Consider the following 17,270-nt stretch of genomic DNA (forward strand, 5'->3'; position numbering starts at 1 on the left):
ATTTATCTACTTTAGTAATTTACGGTAAATTGCTTCTATATCTTCTATACTAAGTTTTTTAGGATTATTGCCTAAAAGACGTGTAACCTTTGAAGCAGCTACCGCTAATTCATGTATATTTTCTTCTTTTACTCCAAATTCCCTTAAATTCTGTGGAATGTGTAAAGTATCTGTCCACTTAACAAGACGTTCTATAACCTTTTTAGACGCTTGTTCTTCTGTGTCTCCTTTAACATCAATTCCCATATAACCTGCTACTTCATACAGACGGTCAGTGATACAATCCATATTGAATTTCATAACATGTGGAAGTAACATTGAATTTGCAACTCCGTGGGATATTTTGAAACTTCCTCCTAGAGGATATGCAAGTGCATGAACAGCTGCAGTTCCTGCTGCTGTAAGTGCCATACCTCCATATAGAGATCCTAAAATCATGTTTTCCCTAGCTTCAATTGAACTCCCATTTTGATATGCTTCTACGATACTTGAAGAAATCAATTTTATAGATCTTAATGCAAACATATCACTTATTGGATTGGCTTTATTTGAAATAAAAGATTCAAGTGAGTGAATAAATGCATCCATACCAGTTGATGCAGTAATTGGCTTAGGAAGTCCAAGTGTTAAATTAGGATCAACAATTACTATCTTAGGAAGAAAATATCTGCTTACTATTCCTATTTTTAATCCTTCTTCAGGTAGAGTAACTATTGCATTTGGTGTTACTTCTGATCCTGTACCTGCTGTTGTTGGGACAAGTATTGTTGGAACCCCTGCTTTTTTAACTAAATCAGTGCCTAAAATATCTTTTATAGTACAATTATTTGTTAAAAGTACTGATAAAATTTTAGTTGTATCAAGTACACTTCCTCCACCAATTCCAATTAATACATCATAATTTTCACTTTTTATAGTTTTAAATATATCTTCTATACTCTTAACTGTTGGTTCTGGAATAGTATCTGTATTTACATCAGCTTTAACTTTTACACTAGTTAATTCATCTATAATAGTATCTACAAATCCTAAATCCTGTATTGGTTTTTGTGTAACAATTAAAGCCTTTTTAACTTCACTACCAATTAATTTCATATTATCCTTTAAAGTTTTAAGGGAATTTTGTCCTGCAATAATGTTATCTGCAGTTTGAAAACCATAAAGTTTTTTCATATACAATTACCTCTCTTCATATTTATAATTTACTTATTTCTAAACTATCCATTTAAATTTTAATATCTACTTATTCTTGTAAAATTTAACCATTTCCTTCACTTTTTCAAGGGCTTGTCCTGTTGGCTCTGCTGCAGGCAATCTTGGAGGTCCAACTGGAATACTGTATAATTCAACAGCCTTCTTTAAAATTGATGGAAGTGTTCCATATTTAAACGTATCTCTAAGAGGCTGTAATTCTTCCTGTGCTTTTTCTGCAGCTTCAATATTTCCATTCTTCCAGTTTTTATAAATAGATACAACTATATCTGGTATCATGTTTGAAGTAGCTGCTATTGCTCCTTTTCCTCCTGCCATAAGAGTCTTAAGTATTAGAGAATCTGTTCCGGCAAGCACTCCAAAGTTTTTGCTATTCTTAGTAATTTCTATATAATTTTGTATGTTTTCAAATTTTCCACTGCTGTCTTTAATTCCAATTATGTTGTCTACTTTTGAAAGTTCTGCTACTGTTTCAGGTTCTAAGGTCATACCAGTTTTACTAGGTATGTTGTAGAGTAATATTGGAAGAGATGTTGATGCTGCTATTTTTTTATAGTGATTTATAACTTCGTCTTGTGTTACTGGAATAAAATATGGAGTTATAATTGATAGTGCATCTGCTCCTATCTTTTCCATTTTCTTTGATAATTCTATGACTTCCTCAGTTCTATTTCCACCTGTTCCAACAAATACAGGTGCTCTTCCACTTACTTCCTTTATAACTATTTTAGCAAGTTCTATCTTTTCTTCATTGCTTAATAGATGAAATTCACCATTTGTACCTAATATAAATATTCCATTAACGCCTGCATCTATTAGATGATTTACCAATTGTTTAGTGACATTTTCATCAATTTTCTGTTCTTTTGTCATGGGCGTTACCATAGCAGTAATAATACCTTTTAACTCCATTTTATTTTCCTCCTCTATAATAAAAATCATAATATCATTGATTTATTTGCGTTTCATTTTAGATCACTTATGTAACGATTACATTTATATTATAAAACATGTTGTTCTATAATGCAATAGTATATTTGATTTTTTGACAAAAAAATAAAAGGCGCTATTTTAATTTGCGCCATAATGTAGATCTACTAATTCCAAGCCGCTTAGCTGCTTTAGATTGATTCATCTCTTCCTGTTCAAGTACTGTCTGTATAATTTTCTTTTCAAGTTCATCTAATGTACCATTTAATTTTATGCTATCTGTATATATACTTGTTTCACTTGATTTATTTTGCAACACTTGTTCAACATCAATTAATTCTATATAATCACCCTTGCACGATACAACTAATTGTTCAATTATATTTTTAAGTTGACTTACATTGCCAGGCCACTTGTATGTTTTTAACTTTAAAACAGCTTCATCACGTATACCTGCAATTTGCTTTCCATAAAAAGTGTTAAATTCACTTATAAAAAGCCTTGTAAGACTATCTAGTTCTTCAATTCTATCTCTAAGTGGAGGAATTTTTAGAGTAAAATGTGAAAGCAAATAATATAAATTTGAATTAAATTTTCCTTTTTTAATCCTGCTCTCCATATCATCAGTTGATGATATAATAAACTTAAGCTTATTTTTCTCATTGAATTTAATAAACTTTAAAAGAAATTTTTGTCCTACCTCTGACAAACTATTTATATCTTTCAGGTATATTGATGAACACTCCATAACTGAAAATATGTTGTCTTCTAGTTCTTCTATATTGAATAACTTCTGCCAATCAAAATCAGATATTATATTACAATCAAATACTATAAATGATGAAAACTTCATACTACTTCCAAAATGGATATATTCCGCTAGCTCATCTTTTTCAGTACCAATTTCTCCAACAATCCAAATTGGTGAATCTTCATCCTTGTACGAATTAACCTTGTCTGATATGTTTTCTCTTTTCATATATCCACTTTCTAAAGATAAATTTAATGTTCCATTTAACCCTGTATACGTATCCTTGTTTTTAACTGAAACACCTTTAAACTTATGTTCACAGGAATTAAATACTTTGGATATGTAAAACACACTATATTCATTTTCTGCCTGTTTCATCTTACAACCAATTATTTTAAAAGTTAAATTATTCAAATCAATTACTGAATTAAATTCATCTTTCTCAAATACATCTAAAATCCATTCTCGTTTTATTAGCTTCTCACACTCAAAGTTGTTTCTAGCATATGAATTTAAGTAAACTAGTTTAAAATTTCTATCAAATACTATTACTCCTTTATCAATACTTTCAACAATTGTCTTAGGTATAATCTGTTCACTCTTAACTTTCATCAAAATGTTATATATTTTTCTCGCATCATTAAATGACTTTAAAACACTTTCCTTACCTGAAGTAAATAACACTGTTCCAAAGCCAAGTTTTTCTGCTTTTTGTGTAGTTATAACATCTCCTATAATAACCTGATAATTTTCTTTTTGAAGTTCTTTTAACTTAGGAATTACTTGATCTTCACTTTGAATTATATATGTTGGGATGTCAATATCCAAAAGTGAGCAAACAGTTGCTGCTCCTTCTGCTATAGTTGGAAAACCAACAATTGCAACTTTTCCTTTAAAACCACTTACAAGTGTTACAACTCTAAGCATATCATAACCTGAAACTTCTATATCAACAACCGGAATTGAAACTTGTTTTTGAATAAGCTGTGCTGTTCCACCCCTACTTATTATAATGTCAGCACCCATCTTTTCTGCCATCTTTGCCATATTTACTCCTTGAGTCAAATCTCCAACTTCAACCTGCATATCTATATCTTCTTCATCTTTACTCAACTGCAAGATGAGTTCTTTTAGCCCATTGTAAGGAGCAATTGCAACAACTTTCATTTTACATCCTCCTATTGTCTCAAATTTAAACACATGTTATATTATAGCAAAGTTTAAGCCTTTTATACATATCTTTAAAAACAAAAATTCACTTCTGAACGCAAAATAATTAATTTTAACATTCAAGAGTGAATATACAAAATCTCAAACATTTTCACAATAATACCTAATTATATATGTCATTCATTTAACATCCATATTGCATAATTTAATATACCTGCAAATGACACCCAAAGTATGTATGGTATCATTAAATAAGCTGCTGTTTTATCAATTCTACTGAACTCAAAAGTCGTCATTAAAATAAATACTAACAAAATCATCAATTCTAGAAAAGCTAAACCATATAACTGAAATCTAAAAAATATAATTGTCCACATAAAATTTAACACCAATTGAACAACATATAGCACCAGCGCCCTCTTAACCTTTTCTCCCTGCTTTCCTCTAATCCATACTCTATATGCAGCTGTACCCATAAGAAAAAATAAAATAATCCACACTATAGGAAATACCCAACCAGGCGGTGAAAACACAGGTTTAACAAGCTGACTATACATTTCTTGATTAGACATTCCTAGAAAAGCACTAATAGCTCCGACTCCTTCTGCAATTATAATACTTATAATAAGTTTTCCAATATGCTTTTCTCCATTTACCTTAAATATGTTACAAAGCATAAATTCACCTCCTACTGCTATTATATTTTAATGAAAAGACTTTTATACATATGTTTAAAGCAAAAATTCATCCTTAAAAACAGGAACCTTGAAGAAATATCAAAGTTCCTGTTTTCATTAAAAGCTTAAGTTTTTTATTTCTGATTTTGTTATAAGAGCATAATTTAATGCACTATAAGTCCAAGTTCCCATCGTTCCGCTTGCTGGCATTCCTGCACTTGTTTGAAAAGCTATTATTGCACTTTTAGTTTGGCTTCCAAAATATCCTGTAGCACTAGAAACATTATATTCCAATTTTATTAAAGCATTCTGCAATGCTACCACATCACTATTTGTCATCCCTAAATTTAAAGGCAATGTAGAAATATACAAAGGCTTACTATTCACTGTAATATTAAACTGCTTTATACTATCATAACTCTTTGTACTTAATATCCTTACCATAAACTTTAACTGTATAAGTTCCACTTACAGCAGGTGTAAATGAAAATGTGCTGGAAGTGCTGAAATTACTGAATGCCGCTATCTTCCCGTTATTATACACCTCATACCTGTAGCTCATCCCAGAAGGACTTACACCTGTGCTGTTAGCATAAAAACTTAATGCAGTTCCTACATAAAAGTATCCACTTACATTTACATTTTTGATTTGAGGATTATATACATTTAAATTCAAGGTACCTTGAACATCAAAGGTCTTTTCGGACACTGAATCCTTAAGGTATCCTATTACTTGATAACTTCCTGCAGCTGCAGGTTTAAAACTAAAAGTATTTGAACTTAAATAACCACTATCAGCTGCTGTATTACTTCCATTCATAACCACGAACCTATATTTTACACTGCCAGAACCATTTACTTCACTTATAGTATAATTCACAGTGCCTCCAATAAAGATAAAATTTTGTGCACTAGTATAAGTCATAGTAGGTTGATCATACACTTTAACAGCCATAGTTTTCATGCCATCATAATCCTTCGTTGAAAGTGAATCTTTCATATACACTGTTATATTATAATCTCCTTCACTATTTACTTTGTAAAGTAAATTTGCATTTTTACTATAATCTACAGTTGTCAAAGTTGTTCCGTTTAAAGAAATTACATACTTATAAAGGTAACTCCCAGAGCCTGATGTAATCGTTGTGTTTATATTAACAGTTTGTCCAGTCAAATATTTGTTTTAAATTGTTACTTTAAACTAATTTTTTGCAATTTTTAATACTATTCTCCATAACCTTTTCCATTAACTTTTGAAAAACGTCACATTCTATATCACTCAAATTTTCAGTCAGTCTATGATGCCACTCATCCTTTATTTCCAATATTTTTGGGTAGACAGCCATAGCTTTATCTGTAGGGAAAATATTGAATGCACGTCTATCATTTGAATTTATTCTTTTAGTAATAAATCCTTTTGTTTCAAGTTGTGATAAAACCTTTGCTACAGTGCTCTTATCTATAATCAATCGTTGAGATAATTCATCCTGTGTCTGTCCAGCATTTTCACAAATACAGACTATATACATAAATTGTCCACTAGTAATTTCTAACTTTTCAAGATGCTCTGTATAAAACATTGGAAACATAAAAATTATGTTTGACTCCACCCTATGTATAATTGCAATAGTGATTTCACTTTTTACTTTTGGAAAAATAAAAGGAGTACGAGAAGGGACAATAATTTGTGCTGTACTTGTAGGAAACATTACAAAAATATATAGTTTTATTTTTGAACATTTTAAATATAAAAAGACTAAATATGAAACTGAGAGCTATGAAAGCAGTCAGAGTATATAATATTCTAACTGCTTTTAGTTTATCGTAAATTTAGCTCTCCTTCAAAATCATTTTTTTAACAATATAAGTTAGAAATTTATTTTTATCTACAAATTTCTAACTTATATATGATATACTATAAAAAATATTACATATTTAGGGGAGGTTCATAATGAAAAATAAAACAAAATTATTCGCAATTGGATTACTTTCAGCTGGAGCTTTAGTCCATGTTATTCATAATGTAAGAAAAAAATCTAGATCAGAAAATATGATTATAATATCAGATGACGATTCTGATATTGATGATAAATTAAGGCTACTTCTATCTCAGGGCAAAAAAATTAGGGCAATTAAAGAAGCTGAACATGATTTACACCTTAATTTAATGGATGCCAAAAAATATGTAGAACAATTATAATCTATATATTGAGGATGAAGGCTTTAGCGGTGGAAATATATACAAGCCACAGTTTCAGCAAATGATAAAAAATGCAAAAAATGATAAATTTGATGCTCTAGTATGTTACAGACCTGACCGTGTAAGCAGAAATGTTACTGACTTTTCTACTATTCTTAAACTACTACAGCAATGTGATATATCTTTTGTAAGCATAAAGGAACAGTTTGATACAAGTTTTACCCATATTGGTCTGTATTCGCACAATTAGATCGTGAAACCATTGCTGAACGTGTACATGACAACATGATTGAACTGGCAAAAACAGACCGTTGGTTAAATGGGCCTCCTCCTATGAGATTTAACTCTTTTTAACAGAATTATATTTTGATTTAGTTTTATCTTCAGGATTTATATATTCAAAGTCTCCTTGTGAATTTTTTCTTATTCCCATATTTTCATATTGCTTATCTTTAACTTTACGCTTATTGACCATTATTATCACCTCTAGCTTATTATCTATAATAATAAGCTATCGTATTCAAAGAACTTTTATGTTTGTTTCATTCCATTTTTATCAAATAATTTTTTTTAATGGATTTCTGTCAAAGGAATCGAACCTAAAAGTAAAATTACAGATATCATAGGCAAAACTGACGAATCAGTAAAAATATTATTTTATATCAGTGTAACATAACTATTCCATAAATCTCTCATATCCTTAAAGTACTTGTCTTTGGTAATATAATATATTGTGTCAAGCTGCTTTACATGTACAGAATGATAGTATCCTGCGCTATTGGGTTTGGAATCATTTGTTATATAGTACAAATCATAGCTCGTAAAACCTCCAATATCGTAGTAAGGTAAAATACATTTAAGGCTGTCAATTCCCTTATTGAAATACTCATAAGCAATATTAGAATAGTACTTGTTTTGATCTTCTTTAACGTGCCACCAGTCATATAATCCCATTAAAGTGAAAATATATCCATTTAATGTATAGGAACTAGTAGTATTTACATATTCCTGAAAAAATATCTTGTTTCCTAAATTTGTGTCCAGGGCCTCCAGTGTATCCATTACACCTCCTTCTGAAACAGGTGTAATGAGATACTTTAAAGCTTTATTTCCAGCTTCTATATATTTTTCGTCTCCTGTTATTTTAAACGCCCTTCCAAATACACTTAATCCCTGACCTTGAGCCATACTCGATGTCCATCCGGGTTTCAAGTCCTCATAGTGATTGTATACAAAATCATATTTTAGAGCACCCCTTTTATCCATGTAATTAATTAAAAAATCAGCACAATTTAAAAAACTTTTTTTTGTATCATTTCCATTTATATATTTGCCATACATAGACAATGCATATAATTCTACTGATACAGGATTATAATAAAACTTACCATCATATTTATGCATAGGTATATTATTTGCATCAAACCTAAAATCATCACAATTTTCATAATTACTCTTTTCACAATCAAAATAGCACTTATAGGGACTATAATAATGACTTAATTCAACTGAATATCCCTTTAATTTATACTCCTCTTTTGATTTAGACACTAGTTGAATAAAATTTGGACAATATCTATATTTTATTGAAATTGGCTTTTTTACCTCAGCTAGTTTCTTATAGACAAGTACTTCATTTTTAATATACCTTGGTGCCTCACTCTTTAGTATTGAATTATACCCTTTAATGGCAGAATCAAATTTTCCTAAAGCGTGATACTTCTTGCTTGTACAGAGCATTTCATTAAACGTAACCTTTTTATTTTTATTATTTAAACATACTGAGGCATATCCTATATTGCTGCTAAAAATAATTATAATACTAAAAATTAGTAACGTCTCTTTTACAAATTTCATCAGTCTTCTCCTTTTTCAATCAAAATTCTAACTATTAGTATTATTTTTCAAATGTGTAGTTTTTATTAAAAATTTACATATAGAATAAACCTCACTTCGTATAAATTCATATAATTAAGAATTTATAAAAGTGAGGTTTTTATATAGAAACTCCATGCTAATAAGTTCTATGTTGTAATCCTATACTTTGTGTCAATAAATAATTTGGATTAGAAACAATTAGTATATATGTTTATATCCATATCCTTTTCTTGAATTTTTCCAAGTTCTGCCATTATTCTTATAAAATGAGGTGACTTCATGTGCTTAGTCAATCCCTCTTTATCCTTCCATTCTTCTATAAAAGTTAGAATTTGTTTATTACCAATATCTTCATATAAATTATAAGATATGTTAGCTTCTTCTTTTAGACTTTCTCTAATCAATTCAGAAGAAAGTTTCTTAAATTTTTCTGTTTCAGTTGCTTTAACACAGGCTTTTGCTATAACTTTAAGCATATTATGTCACACCTTTCCTTAAATTATGAACATTATAGCATATATTACACTATTAAACTAACCCTTTATTATACATTTTTTAATATTCATCAAATTCTAGGTACCTTATCTAAATGCTTACATTTACTTACTTTTTTTAATCCATAAATTATAAATACAACTCCTAAAATTGTAAGGGAAATAACTACAAATAAATTTTGAATCTTATTCATATACGGTACATATTCAAGTACAAACACAATACTATTAATTAACATGAATTCAGAAGGAGTTTTTGCACCAGTTACATACATATTTAAATAAATCCTCTCTTGAAAAATTAGAAGGTCTCCTGAACCCCATAAAATCATATACTCCTCCATTTGCAATACAGGCTGCTATACGCTTTTCACAGGCTGCCGCTCTTGGAACAAGATATTCTCCAAAGCTTTTTCCCATAAGCACAATACGATTTGGATCTATTTCTTTTCTTGAAATTAGATAATCTATTACAGGTGTTACAACTTTTTCATAATCATATCTAAAGAACAGATGCTGCTTTCTTACAGCCTCTCCCTGTCCAGGACCTTCAAAGGTAAAAAAGTTCATACCCCTCTCTAAGGCTGACATTGCTATTCCATAAAATTCAGCTGTACTATAATAATTAGAAGCTCTGAGATAAGCCCTTTTTGCACTAACCAAATGGCTTTCCAAATAACATTTGTCTGCAAATTCATGAATTCTCTTTGCAAGTTTAGTCCATTCTGTGCACCAGCTTTCAAAATCTCCTTCTACTATTTTGTTTGCAGTTGAAATAACTTCTCCTACCTCTGACGTTCCATTTTCATCTTCTTTTTTCTCTATTTTGTAAAAATGCTCTTTCTGTTTATCTCCAGTTTGTTTGAATATAAATTAATCAATAATTCCTCAATAGCAGAAATGCTCGCTATAGTACAAACTATATACATAATCATATTTGATTGCACAAAAGCAAGTGATATTATAAATGCAACTAGTATAAATCCTGTAAATTTGTTTCCATAAGTATGAGGCATCTCAAAAGTTTTATACTTTATAAATATCACTATCATTGATATTATTTTAATTATTGCTATAACGACAACCCAGATGATAATTTTAATTGTCAGTTTAATAACTGGATACAGTACAATTATTAATACCAATATCATTATAAAATCTCCAATAGAATCAAGGTTATCACCTAGTTTACTCACAGTATGCGTTCTTCTTGCTATATATCCATCAAGAACATCAGTAATTTGACAAGCAAGAAAAATTATAAAAAATGGTGCACTCAAAGGCTTTATAAATAACATCATAATTGCAAGAAATATTCTTAAAAGCGATATGCAATTTGCTGCTGAATTAATTATCATGAAATTATCCTACCTTTAATATTTATTAATTATATTATAATAAAATGGAAATAAGCAACATTACTTTTAAGAGGTGTATTAACTGTAGTAGAGATCTATAGGAGCAACTTTAATAAATCATATTCCTTTTGTTTATCAGTATTTTTGCTATTTACCTTGCTGAAATCTACATCTATTATTTTGTTATCCTTAATTCCAACAGCCCTTCCTGCAAAACCTTTCATCAATAATTCTACAGCTTTAACACCCATTTTACTCGCTAATACTCTGTCAAAAGCAGATGGATTTCCTCCTCTTTGTATAAATCCTAAAACCGTGTTCCTTATACTAATTTTTAGCCTTTCTTCTATATACTTTTGAAGTTCTTCTATATCATACATTCTTTCAGTTATTATTATTACGTTATCATTTTTCCCTTTGCTTATGTTTTTGCTCAATTTATTACATATAGTATTAAAATCCAATTTTCTTTCAGGAGTAGATATTATTTCTCCTCCCCCAGCTAAAGCTGAATATAAAGCTAAATCACCACAATACCTTCCCATTACCTCTACAATAGTAGTTTTTTCATGGGAGGAATCTGTATCTCTTATTTTACCTATACATTCTAAAACTGTATTTAAGGTTGTATCAAACCCTATGCAGTAGTCTGTATAAGCCAAATCATTATCTATAGTTCCTGGTAATGCTATAACTTTTATTCCTAGTTTGCTAAGTTCTTCTGCCCCTTGAAAAGAGCCATCTCCTCCAACTACAACTACACTATCTATTTCAAATTTTTTTAATGCTTCTAAAGCTTTTTTTCTTCCATCCTCATTCATAAATTCTAGGCATCTAGCCGTTTTTAGTATAGTTCCTCCTTTTTCTGCAATACCATCTATATCTAAATTATCTAATTTCATTATATCTTCTTCTATTAAGCCCTTATATCCATATTTTATGCCAAAAACTTCTATATTATTATAATTTGCAGATTTTACTACTGCTCTTATAGCAGCATTCATTCCTGGAGCATCTCCTCCACTTGTTAAAATTCCTATTTTCATATATTTCACCTGCTTAATATAACTTTTAATAGCCTTGTATATAATTCAAATACCAAATATACGCTAACAGAAGATTGATACTTGTTAATATACAGGCACCAATCATCTGCAATCATTATCAAGTGATTCTTAGACTCAGGTGGAGTTTGCCTGTGAGGAATACCTCTCTACATCTGAGTCTTAGAAGAACTTATCCAGGCGCATAGCAGTGCTTATCCACCAGTTAAGTAGAGAGCCAAAATCTATGATTTTGTGCGAATCACTTACTCCTTCGACAATAGGAGAAGGAGTTTCATACAAAGTGGTGGTATTAGCAATGGTAGCGATCTGATAAATTACCTTAGAAAATTAAAGCATTTTTTTTCACTGTTTCAGCAATACTATGTGAATCCAGGCCATAATATTTGTAAATCTCAGTATCAGGGCCAATAACACTGAACTCATCAGGTAACCCAATTCTCTTAAACTTGCAATTTATACCCGCTTCTGCTATAACCTCAGCTACTGCACCACCAAGACCACCATTAATGCTCTGATCTTCAACGGTTACAATAAAACCTGTTTCCTTTGCAGATTTTAAAACTATATCAACATCAAAGGGTTTAATAGTATGCATATCTATAACTCTAGCATTTACACCTGTTTCTGCAAGCTCCTTTGCTGCCATAAGAGACCAATACACGCTGTTACCTGTCCCAATTAAAGTCAAATCATTACCTTCCTTTACAGTAATAGCTTTACCAATTTTAAATTCATAATCGTTATCTTTATATACATCTGGCTCAGCACCTCTTGCAATACGGATAATCATAGGTCCTTTATAAGTCATTGACTCTCTTACCACTTTCCTACACTGACCTGCATCTGCTGGAACACAAATTGTTAAGTTTGGTATTGCTCTATAAAATGACAAATCAGCAATAACATTGTGGGTAGGACCTCCACCAGATGTAACTCCAGAATGAGTTCCAATCAATCTTACAGGCACATCATTATAAGCAATATCTGTGTGTATCTGGTCTGCTGCCCTCAAAGGAAGAAATGGTCCGAATACTTGTGAAAACACAATTTTACCAGAAAGAGCTAATCCCGCAGATATACCAACCTGATTGGCTTCTGCAATACCAATATTAAAACAACGTTCAGGATATTTTTTTATAAACTTTCCTGTAGATGTGGAAGGTGCAACATTATCAGAATAAGTAAATGCAAATCCTAATCCTTCATCTGCCATTTTCATCAATTCGACCCCATAAGCTTCTCTTGCGGATGATAACATCTGATCAAAATCGAAAGTTGTTTCAACTGCCATAATTTATCTCACCTTCCTATTATTTTCTATTGATTTTAGTGCCTCGTCCAACTGCTCTTTGGCAATTCCACCACCATGCCATACTGCATTATTTTCCATAAATGAAACGCCACAGCCCTTAGTGGTATTTGAAATAATACATATTGGCTTTCTTCTAGTTTCTGGATCTGCTGGTGGAAGAGACTGTAAAGCACTACAAACTTCATACATGTCATTACCTTGAATCTCTATAACATCCCCTGACCTACGGACAGTAAAAAGGATAAGTTTATAAATAAAGGATAAAAACGCATACATGAGTTGAAATTACCAATAAAAAGTGGTAGAAAAAAACATAGCCAAGTCCTAGAATATGAGTTATAAAACTAAATTAGGAGGACTAGCTATGCTAAACAATCAAGAATATATTACAACAGAATTAAGAAAAATACTATATAACATTTTACCCATATCATCCAACAAACTAAAAAATTTGGTATATATTGTAGTAGGAATAGTACTATCAAAATCAGTTGTACTATCAGAAATATCAGAGAAGCTGAAAGATGATTATACAGAAGCTAGTGAAGCCAGCAAGATAAAAAGAATATTTAGATTTTTAACAAGTTCTATAATAAAATCAGAGTACATATATTACAACTTCATTGCTGAGGTAATGGGAAAATACATTAAGAGAAGTAACAATAATAAGATAATCATAATATTTGACCATACAACTATAGAGGATAAATTCTTAATACTGCAGTTTTCATTGAAAGTAGGTAAAAGGGTTATTCCCCTATGGTACAAAATATTCAAGTATAAGGAAAGAGGCAGCAAAAGTTTTAAACATGTAAAGCAGGGAATAAAAGAACTCAATGATATTTTTGCTTCATACAATTATGAAGTTATACTGCTTGCAGATAGAGGCTTTAAAAGTATAGATTTATTCAGATTTATAGATGGGCTTGGATGGAAATATTGTATAAGATGCACTAATGATATGCTTGTGAAAATAGAGAAAAATGAAAAAATAAAATACCTTAGATATATAAAACCTCTAAAGAAAAGTGTTAAAAAGTTCAATAAAGTCTTATTGAGTGCAGAGGAATACGTATGTAATTTAGCAGTATGTAAGGCTGAAGAAGCAGAGGATACATGGTATCTAGCAACTAATATGTCTAGCAAGAGGGCTGTTAATGAATATAAAAAGAGATTTGATATAGAAGAAATGTTTAGAGATCTAAAGTCCAGTGGATTTAATATGGAAGGTACCTGGACAAACAATGTTGTATATTTCGAAAACCTGTATCTATGTTTATGTATAGCATATACATGGATGATAGTATTAGGTGCTGATTGCTCTAAAAATAAGAAGAGCAAAATCATAGGAGTAACTAAGAAAATAAAGAATAAGACAGTTAGAATATACAGCCTATTTAGAAGTGGATTAGCCTGGTTTAATAGATGCTATGATTCTGATAGAAAAAAATACAGGTTAAAATTTAGTTTTATACTTTACGATATTTAGTATGGTAAAAAAAGTAAATAGCTTACTTAAAAATATGGGACAAGTATACCTATTTCAGCTTGAAGATAATTCATGTATAAGTATAAATATCATCATAAGGATATTTGTACATAAAACTCATTTGTATTTATAATACAATAAATAATTTTTATGTATTACTTTCATATTTAGCCCAATTTACTGTCCGTAAGTCAGATAACATCCCACCCAAAAGCTTTTATTTTATCTCCTAAAGGATCAATATTCATTACATCTCTGGTGAAACCTGTCATCTGCAGGCGATTTTTATCAACAATTGCTACAAGATTGCCAAGCTTATAGTGACCCGCTGCCATAAAGGCTTCCCAATTTGAACCCTCTTCAATCTCGCCATCTCCTATGATGCAGAAAGTTCTCCAGTAGGACTTTGACATTCTAGCACCTAATGCTAAACCGGTAGCTATGGATAATCCATGCCCCAGAGAACCTGTTGACGCTTCAATAGCAGGAACATACTTTCTATTAGGGTGCATACCAAATTTAGCAGTATCTAAGGTTTCAAAATGTTTTACCATATATTCCATTGTATACATGCCTAAATCTGAAAATATAGTATACAATGTCTCTCCACAATGTCCTTTACTTAAAATCAATCTGTCTCTTTTTTCCCATTTAGGATTTTTAGGATCGTAGTTCATGTACTTGTAATAGAGACCAACAGCCATATCAACAATAGATAATTCTCCTCCAAGATGGCCCATACCTATTTCATAGATAAATGAGCATAACTTTTTTCGAATCTCTACTGCCTTATCTTCTAATTGTTTAACTTGTTCCATATCAACATTACAATACATAATAGGCATCTCCTTTTTTCATTTATTTACAAATGTTATTAAAAATCATTACATTTAATAAGTATTTTGGGATATTTTCCACTAATTTGAGCAGCAAAAGCTTCTTCTGCCTGATCAATAGTGAAAATTTTCTGTATAAAAGGTTTCAAATTCATTCTAGGCATAATTTGAGCAGCACGTGGATATGCATATGGAGCTACATTTATACTAGAAATAGTCAATTCCTTACTATACAATTTGTCATATAAATTCAGTGGCATATCATAATTTTTGGGAAACATTGCAATATAAAGAACAGTTCCCCCTTTTGCAGCTATTTCACTAGCTGCCGGTGCAGCATTAGGTGATCCCGAAGCCTCTATTACCAGGTCAAAACCCAATCCATTAGTTATTTTATTGGATTCTACACATACATCCTGCTCCAAAGGATTGATAACATAATCAGCACCAAATTCTTTGGCAAGTTCCTGTCTTTCCTTGATAGGTTCTATAAGTGTCAATGATGTAGCTCCAAACATTTTCATTGCTTGAAGTGACAATAATCCTATAGGTCCACCTCCTGAAATGGCAACTCTTTGACCAATCTTCATATTTGTTTTGTCTACAATTCTAACTGCAATTGACACAGGTTCTAACAAGCATGCTTCTTCTAAACTGACATCATCCGGAACTTTAAAAACCTGAGATTCATGCCACACTACATATTCGGACATACCAGGCTTATTATCCTGATATTCACAGAACTGCTCCTGACCATTTCGGCAATAATAACATGTACCACAAAATCTTAAAAAGTTTCCTGCAACCCTGTCCCCTACTTTTAATCCCTTTTTAGTAGCCTTTTTACCGATTTCCACAATAGTACCTGAAATCTCATGTCCTATTCCGAAGGGAGGTTCAAGGCCAAAAATTCCTTCTATTAAATGTGGATCAGAACCACATATTGAACAGTAAGCAACCTTTATTTTAACATCCTCATCTCCCATTTCCTGCTCAGGCATATCTATAACCTGAACACGTCCCCTCTTATTAACATCAGGATCTTTTAAACTTCCTACCTTAACACAAGCAATAGTCTTCATAAATTAACGCCCCCTTATTTTATAATGTTGTCTGGAATCCACCATCAACACTTATATACCATCCATTAATATAATCTGATGCACTACTTGCTAAAAATACGGCAGTTCCCATTAAATCATTAAGTTCACCCCAGCGGCCACTTGGGATTCTATTCGTAATTTTATCGTAAAAATTTTTATCAGCACGTAACTCCTTGTTAACATCAGTTGCCAAGAAGCCAGGGCAAATTGCATTGGTTTGAATATTATATTTGCCAACCTCATTGGCAAATACCTTTGTCAAACCAAGAATAGCATGTTTACTTGCTGTATATGGCGGACACTTTTTATCCGCAGTAAAGGATAATGCTGAACCAATATTTATAATCTTACCGGATTTTTGTTTAACCATTTCTTTAACTACCCTGTGGCTGAGATAGTACACAGAGTTTAAATCAATATCAATAATCTTCTGCCATGCTGAATCCGGATACTCTAAAAATTCTGCAAACGTACTTCCACCTGCATTATTTACTAAAATGTCAATTTTACCATATTCTTTCAAGCAGGTATTGACAACCTGCTCAATATAGTCCTTTTTCGTTAAATCTCCTTGCAAGAACTTAACCTTCTGACCAGTTTCCTCTATGAGACTCTTAATTTCAGATACATCATCAGTAAAGTGAGGTATAAAAAGATCAGCACCTGCTTTTGCAAAAGCAACAGCATAAGCCATACCAAGACCTTGATTTGCACCTGTAACCACAGCTACCTTACCTTTAAGTGAAAATGCATTCATTGAAAAATCACTAAGCTTCTTTTCCATAATAACACC

General features: G+C 31.1%; 21 protein-coding genes and 1 pseudogene. 3 read left to right on the forward strand and 19 right to left on the reverse strand.

The annotated features are described in order from the left end of the window. Window positions 1–6: 6 nt before the first annotated feature. The 7 genes from B5S50_RS02860 to B5S50_RS02885 form a co-directional block, all read right to left on the reverse strand. The gene (locus tag B5S50_RS02860) at window positions 7–1,173 is read right to left on the reverse strand and encodes an iron-containing alcohol dehydrogenase (RefSeq protein ID WP_217303037.1); all 1,167 of its coding nucleotides are present in this window, start codon (window positions 1,171–1,173) and stop codon (window positions 7–9) included. A 66-nt stretch (window positions 1,174–1,239) separates the two neighbouring features. Next, the gene (gene dapA, locus B5S50_RS02865; protein ID WP_217303038.1) at window positions 1,240–2,124 is read right to left on the reverse strand and encodes a 4-hydroxy-tetrahydrodipicolinate synthase; all 885 of its coding nucleotides are present in this window, start codon (window positions 2,122–2,124) and stop codon (window positions 1,240–1,242) included. Window positions 2,125–2,278: 154 nt separating this feature from the next. Further along, the gene (locus tag B5S50_RS02870; RefSeq protein ID WP_217303039.1) at window positions 2,279–4,060 is read right to left on the reverse strand and encodes a sigma-54-dependent Fis family transcriptional regulator; all 1,782 of its coding nucleotides are present in this window, start codon (window positions 4,058–4,060) and stop codon (window positions 2,279–2,281) included. A 179-nt stretch (window positions 4,061–4,239) separates the two neighbouring features. After that, a complete protein-coding gene (locus B5S50_RS02875; RefSeq protein ID WP_217303040.1) occupies window positions 4,240–4,740 on the reverse strand; it encodes a TspO/MBR family protein in 501 nt (166 codons plus the stop codon). A 117-nt stretch (window positions 4,741–4,857) separates the two neighbouring features. Continuing rightward, window positions 4,858–5,184, reverse strand: coding sequence for a peptidoglycan-binding protein (locus B5S50_RS21435; protein WP_254306682.1), 327 nt, complete (start codon window positions 5,182–5,184; stop codon window positions 4,858–4,860). Next, the gene (locus B5S50_RS21440) at window positions 5,153–5,821 is read right to left on the reverse strand and encodes a triple tyrosine motif-containing protein (protein WP_254306683.1); all 669 of its coding nucleotides are present in this window, start codon (window positions 5,819–5,821) and stop codon (window positions 5,153–5,155) included. The genes B5S50_RS21435 and B5S50_RS21440 overlap by 32 nt, the downstream gene beginning before the upstream one ends. Before the next feature lie 115 nt (window positions 5,822–5,936). After that, a complete protein-coding gene (locus tag B5S50_RS02885; protein ID WP_217303041.1) occupies window positions 5,937–6,329 on the reverse strand; it encodes a MarR family winged helix-turn-helix transcriptional regulator in 393 nt (130 codons plus the stop codon). A gap of 362 nt (window positions 6,330–6,691) precedes the next feature. Between B5S50_RS02885 and B5S50_RS02890 the strand changes: the two genes are divergently transcribed. Continuing rightward, window positions 6,692–6,940, forward strand: coding sequence for a hypothetical protein (locus B5S50_RS02890; protein WP_217303042.1), 249 nt, complete (start codon window positions 6,692–6,694; stop codon window positions 6,938–6,940). 10 nt (window positions 6,941–6,950) lie between these two features. After that, window positions 6,951–7,288 (forward strand): annotated as a pseudogene (locus B5S50_RS02895) (recombinase family protein); the annotation flags it as partial. On the opposite strand, the gene B5S50_RS21770 reads toward B5S50_RS02895, so the two are convergent. From B5S50_RS21770 to B5S50_RS02935, 9 genes are all read right to left on the reverse strand, one after another. Further along, the gene (locus tag B5S50_RS21770; protein WP_302180677.1) at window positions 7,281–7,415 is read right to left on the reverse strand and encodes a hypothetical protein; all 135 of its coding nucleotides are present in this window, start codon (window positions 7,413–7,415) and stop codon (window positions 7,281–7,283) included. The pseudogene B5S50_RS02895 and the gene B5S50_RS21770 overlap by 8 nt on opposite strands. A gap of 182 nt (window positions 7,416–7,597) precedes the next feature. After that, window positions 7,598–8,797, reverse strand: coding sequence for a D-glucuronyl C5-epimerase family protein (locus B5S50_RS02900; RefSeq protein ID WP_217303043.1), 1,200 nt, complete (start codon window positions 8,795–8,797; stop codon window positions 7,598–7,600). Window positions 8,798–9,006: 209 nt separating this feature from the next. Continuing rightward, the gene (locus tag B5S50_RS02905) at window positions 9,007–9,294 is read right to left on the reverse strand and encodes a putative quinol monooxygenase (protein ID WP_217303044.1); all 288 of its coding nucleotides are present in this window, start codon (window positions 9,292–9,294) and stop codon (window positions 9,007–9,009) included. An 89-nt stretch (window positions 9,295–9,383) separates the two neighbouring features. Then, on the reverse strand, window positions 9,384–9,587 hold the full coding sequence (locus B5S50_RS02910) for a hypothetical protein (protein ID WP_217303045.1): 204 nt from the start codon (window positions 9,585–9,587) through the stop codon (window positions 9,384–9,386). Then, on the reverse strand, window positions 9,556–9,975 hold the full coding sequence (locus B5S50_RS02915) for a S9 family peptidase (protein WP_254306684.1): 420 nt from the start codon (window positions 9,973–9,975) through the stop codon (window positions 9,556–9,558). The genes B5S50_RS02910 and B5S50_RS02915 overlap by 32 nt, the downstream gene beginning before the upstream one ends. A 158-nt stretch (window positions 9,976–10,133) precedes the next feature. Continuing rightward, window positions 10,134–10,670, reverse strand: coding sequence for a CDP-alcohol phosphatidyltransferase family protein (locus B5S50_RS02920; RefSeq protein ID WP_217303046.1), 537 nt, complete (start codon window positions 10,668–10,670; stop codon window positions 10,134–10,136). 95 nt (window positions 10,671–10,765) lie between these two features. After that, window positions 10,766–11,716, reverse strand: coding sequence for a 6-phosphofructokinase (gene pfkA / locus B5S50_RS02925; protein ID WP_217303047.1), 951 nt, complete (start codon window positions 11,714–11,716; stop codon window positions 10,766–10,768). Between the two features lie 340 nt (window positions 11,717–12,056). Next, on the reverse strand, window positions 12,057–13,028 hold the full coding sequence (locus tag B5S50_RS02930) for a transketolase family protein (RefSeq protein ID WP_217303048.1): 972 nt from the start codon (window positions 13,026–13,028) through the stop codon (window positions 12,057–12,059). Window positions 13,029–13,031: 3 nt separating this feature from the next. Further along, entirely contained in the window at window positions 13,032–13,238 is a 207-nt protein-coding gene (locus B5S50_RS02935; RefSeq protein ID WP_254306685.1) for a hypothetical protein, read from the reverse strand. 175 nt (window positions 13,239–13,413) lie between these two features. On the opposite strand from B5S50_RS02935, the gene B5S50_RS02940 reads away from it, so the two are divergent. Then, on the forward strand, window positions 13,414–14,538 hold the full coding sequence (locus B5S50_RS02940) for an IS4 family transposase (protein WP_217302419.1): 1,125 nt from the start codon (window positions 13,414–13,416) through the stop codon (window positions 14,536–14,538). Window positions 14,539–14,729: 191 nt separating this feature from the next. Here B5S50_RS02940 and B5S50_RS02945 read toward each other — a convergent pair whose 3' ends face one another. From B5S50_RS02945 to B5S50_RS02955, 3 genes are read right to left on the reverse strand one after another with little or no spacing between them, the layout of a single operon-like run. Next, window positions 14,730–15,374 carry a transketolase gene (locus tag B5S50_RS02945; RefSeq protein WP_254306686.1) on the reverse strand — a complete coding sequence of 215 codons (645 nt, stop codon included), beginning with the start codon at window positions 15,372–15,374 and terminating at the stop codon, window positions 14,730–14,732. Window positions 15,375–15,412: 38 nt separating this feature from the next. Beyond that, window positions 15,413–16,456, reverse strand: coding sequence for a zinc-binding dehydrogenase (locus B5S50_RS02950; RefSeq protein WP_217303049.1), 1,044 nt, complete (start codon window positions 16,454–16,456; stop codon window positions 15,413–15,415). A 19-nt stretch (window positions 16,457–16,475) separates the two neighbouring features. Beyond that, entirely contained in the window at window positions 16,476–17,261 is a 786-nt protein-coding gene (locus B5S50_RS02955) for an SDR family oxidoreductase (protein WP_217303050.1), read from the reverse strand. Window positions 17,262–17,270: the final 9 nt, after the last annotated feature.

It is taken from the genome of Clostridium sp. 001, assembly GCF_019056555.1.
GTDB lineage: Bacteria > Bacillota > Clostridia > Clostridiales > Clostridiaceae > Clostridium_B > Clostridium_B ragsdalei.

Bases quoted from the DNA above. Each gene is read 5' to 3' on its own strand.
- B5S50_RS02910 (WP_217303045.1), bottom strand. From the start codon at position 9,587: ATGTATGTAACTGGTGCAAAAACTCCTTCTGAATTCATGTTAATTAAT.
- dapA (WP_217303038.1), bottom strand. From the start codon at position 2,124: ATGGAGTTAAAAGGTATTATTACTGCTATGGTAACGCCCATGACAAAA.
- B5S50_RS02870 (WP_217303039.1), bottom strand. From the start codon at position 4,060: ATGAAAGTTGTTGCAATTGCTCCTTACAATGGGCTAAAAGAACTCATC.
- B5S50_RS02950 (WP_217303049.1), bottom strand. From the start codon at position 16,456: ATGAAGACTATTGCTTGTGTTAAGGTAGGAAGTTTAAAAGATCCTGAT.
- B5S50_RS02945 (WP_254306686.1), bottom strand. From the start codon at position 15,374: ATGTATTGTAATGTTGATATGGAACAAGTTAAACAATTAGAAGATAAG.
- B5S50_RS02935 (WP_254306685.1), bottom strand. From the start codon at position 13,238: ATGTATGAAGTTTGTAGTGCTTTACAGTCTCTTCCACCAGCAGATCCA.
- B5S50_RS02885 (WP_217303041.1), bottom strand. From the start codon at position 6,329: ATGTTTCCAATGTTTTATACAGAGCATCTTGAAAAGTTAGAAATTACT.
- B5S50_RS02930 (WP_217303048.1), bottom strand. From the start codon at position 13,028: ATGGCAGTTGAAACAACTTTCGATTTTGATCAGATGTTATCATCCGCA.
- B5S50_RS02900 (WP_217303043.1), bottom strand. From the start codon at position 8,797: ATGAAATTTGTAAAAGAGACGTTACTAATTTTTAGTATTATAATTATT.
- B5S50_RS02890 (WP_217303042.1), top strand. From the start codon at position 6,692: ATGAAAAATAAAACAAAATTATTCGCAATTGGATTACTTTCAGCTGGA.
- B5S50_RS21435 (WP_254306682.1), bottom strand. From the start codon at position 5,184: ATGGTAAGGATATTAAGTACAAAGAGTTATGATAGTATAAAGCAGTTT.
- pfkA (WP_217303047.1), bottom strand. From the start codon at position 11,716: ATGAAAATAGGAATTTTAACAAGTGGAGGAGATGCTCCAGGAATGAAT.
- B5S50_RS21770 (WP_302180677.1), bottom strand. From the start codon at position 7,415: ATGGTCAATAAGCGTAAAGTTAAAGATAAGCAATATGAAAATATGGGA.
- B5S50_RS02940 (WP_217302419.1), top strand. From the start codon at position 13,414: ATGCTAAACAATCAAGAATATATTACAACAGAATTAAGAAAAATACTA.
- B5S50_RS02875 (WP_217303040.1), bottom strand. From the start codon at position 4,740: ATGCTTTGTAACATATTTAAGGTAAATGGAGAAAAGCATATTGGAAAA.
- B5S50_RS02860 (WP_217303037.1), bottom strand. From the start codon at position 1,173: ATGAAAAAACTTTATGGTTTTCAAACTGCAGATAACATTATTGCAGGA.
- B5S50_RS02955 (WP_217303050.1), bottom strand. From the start codon at position 17,261: ATGGAAAAGAAGCTTAGTGATTTTTCAATGAATGCATTTTCACTTAAA.
- B5S50_RS02920 (WP_217303046.1), bottom strand. From the start codon at position 10,670: ATGATAATTAATTCAGCAGCAAATTGCATATCGCTTTTAAGAATATTT.
- B5S50_RS02905 (WP_217303044.1), bottom strand. From the start codon at position 9,294: ATGCTTAAAGTTATAGCAAAAGCCTGTGTTAAAGCAACTGAAACAGAA.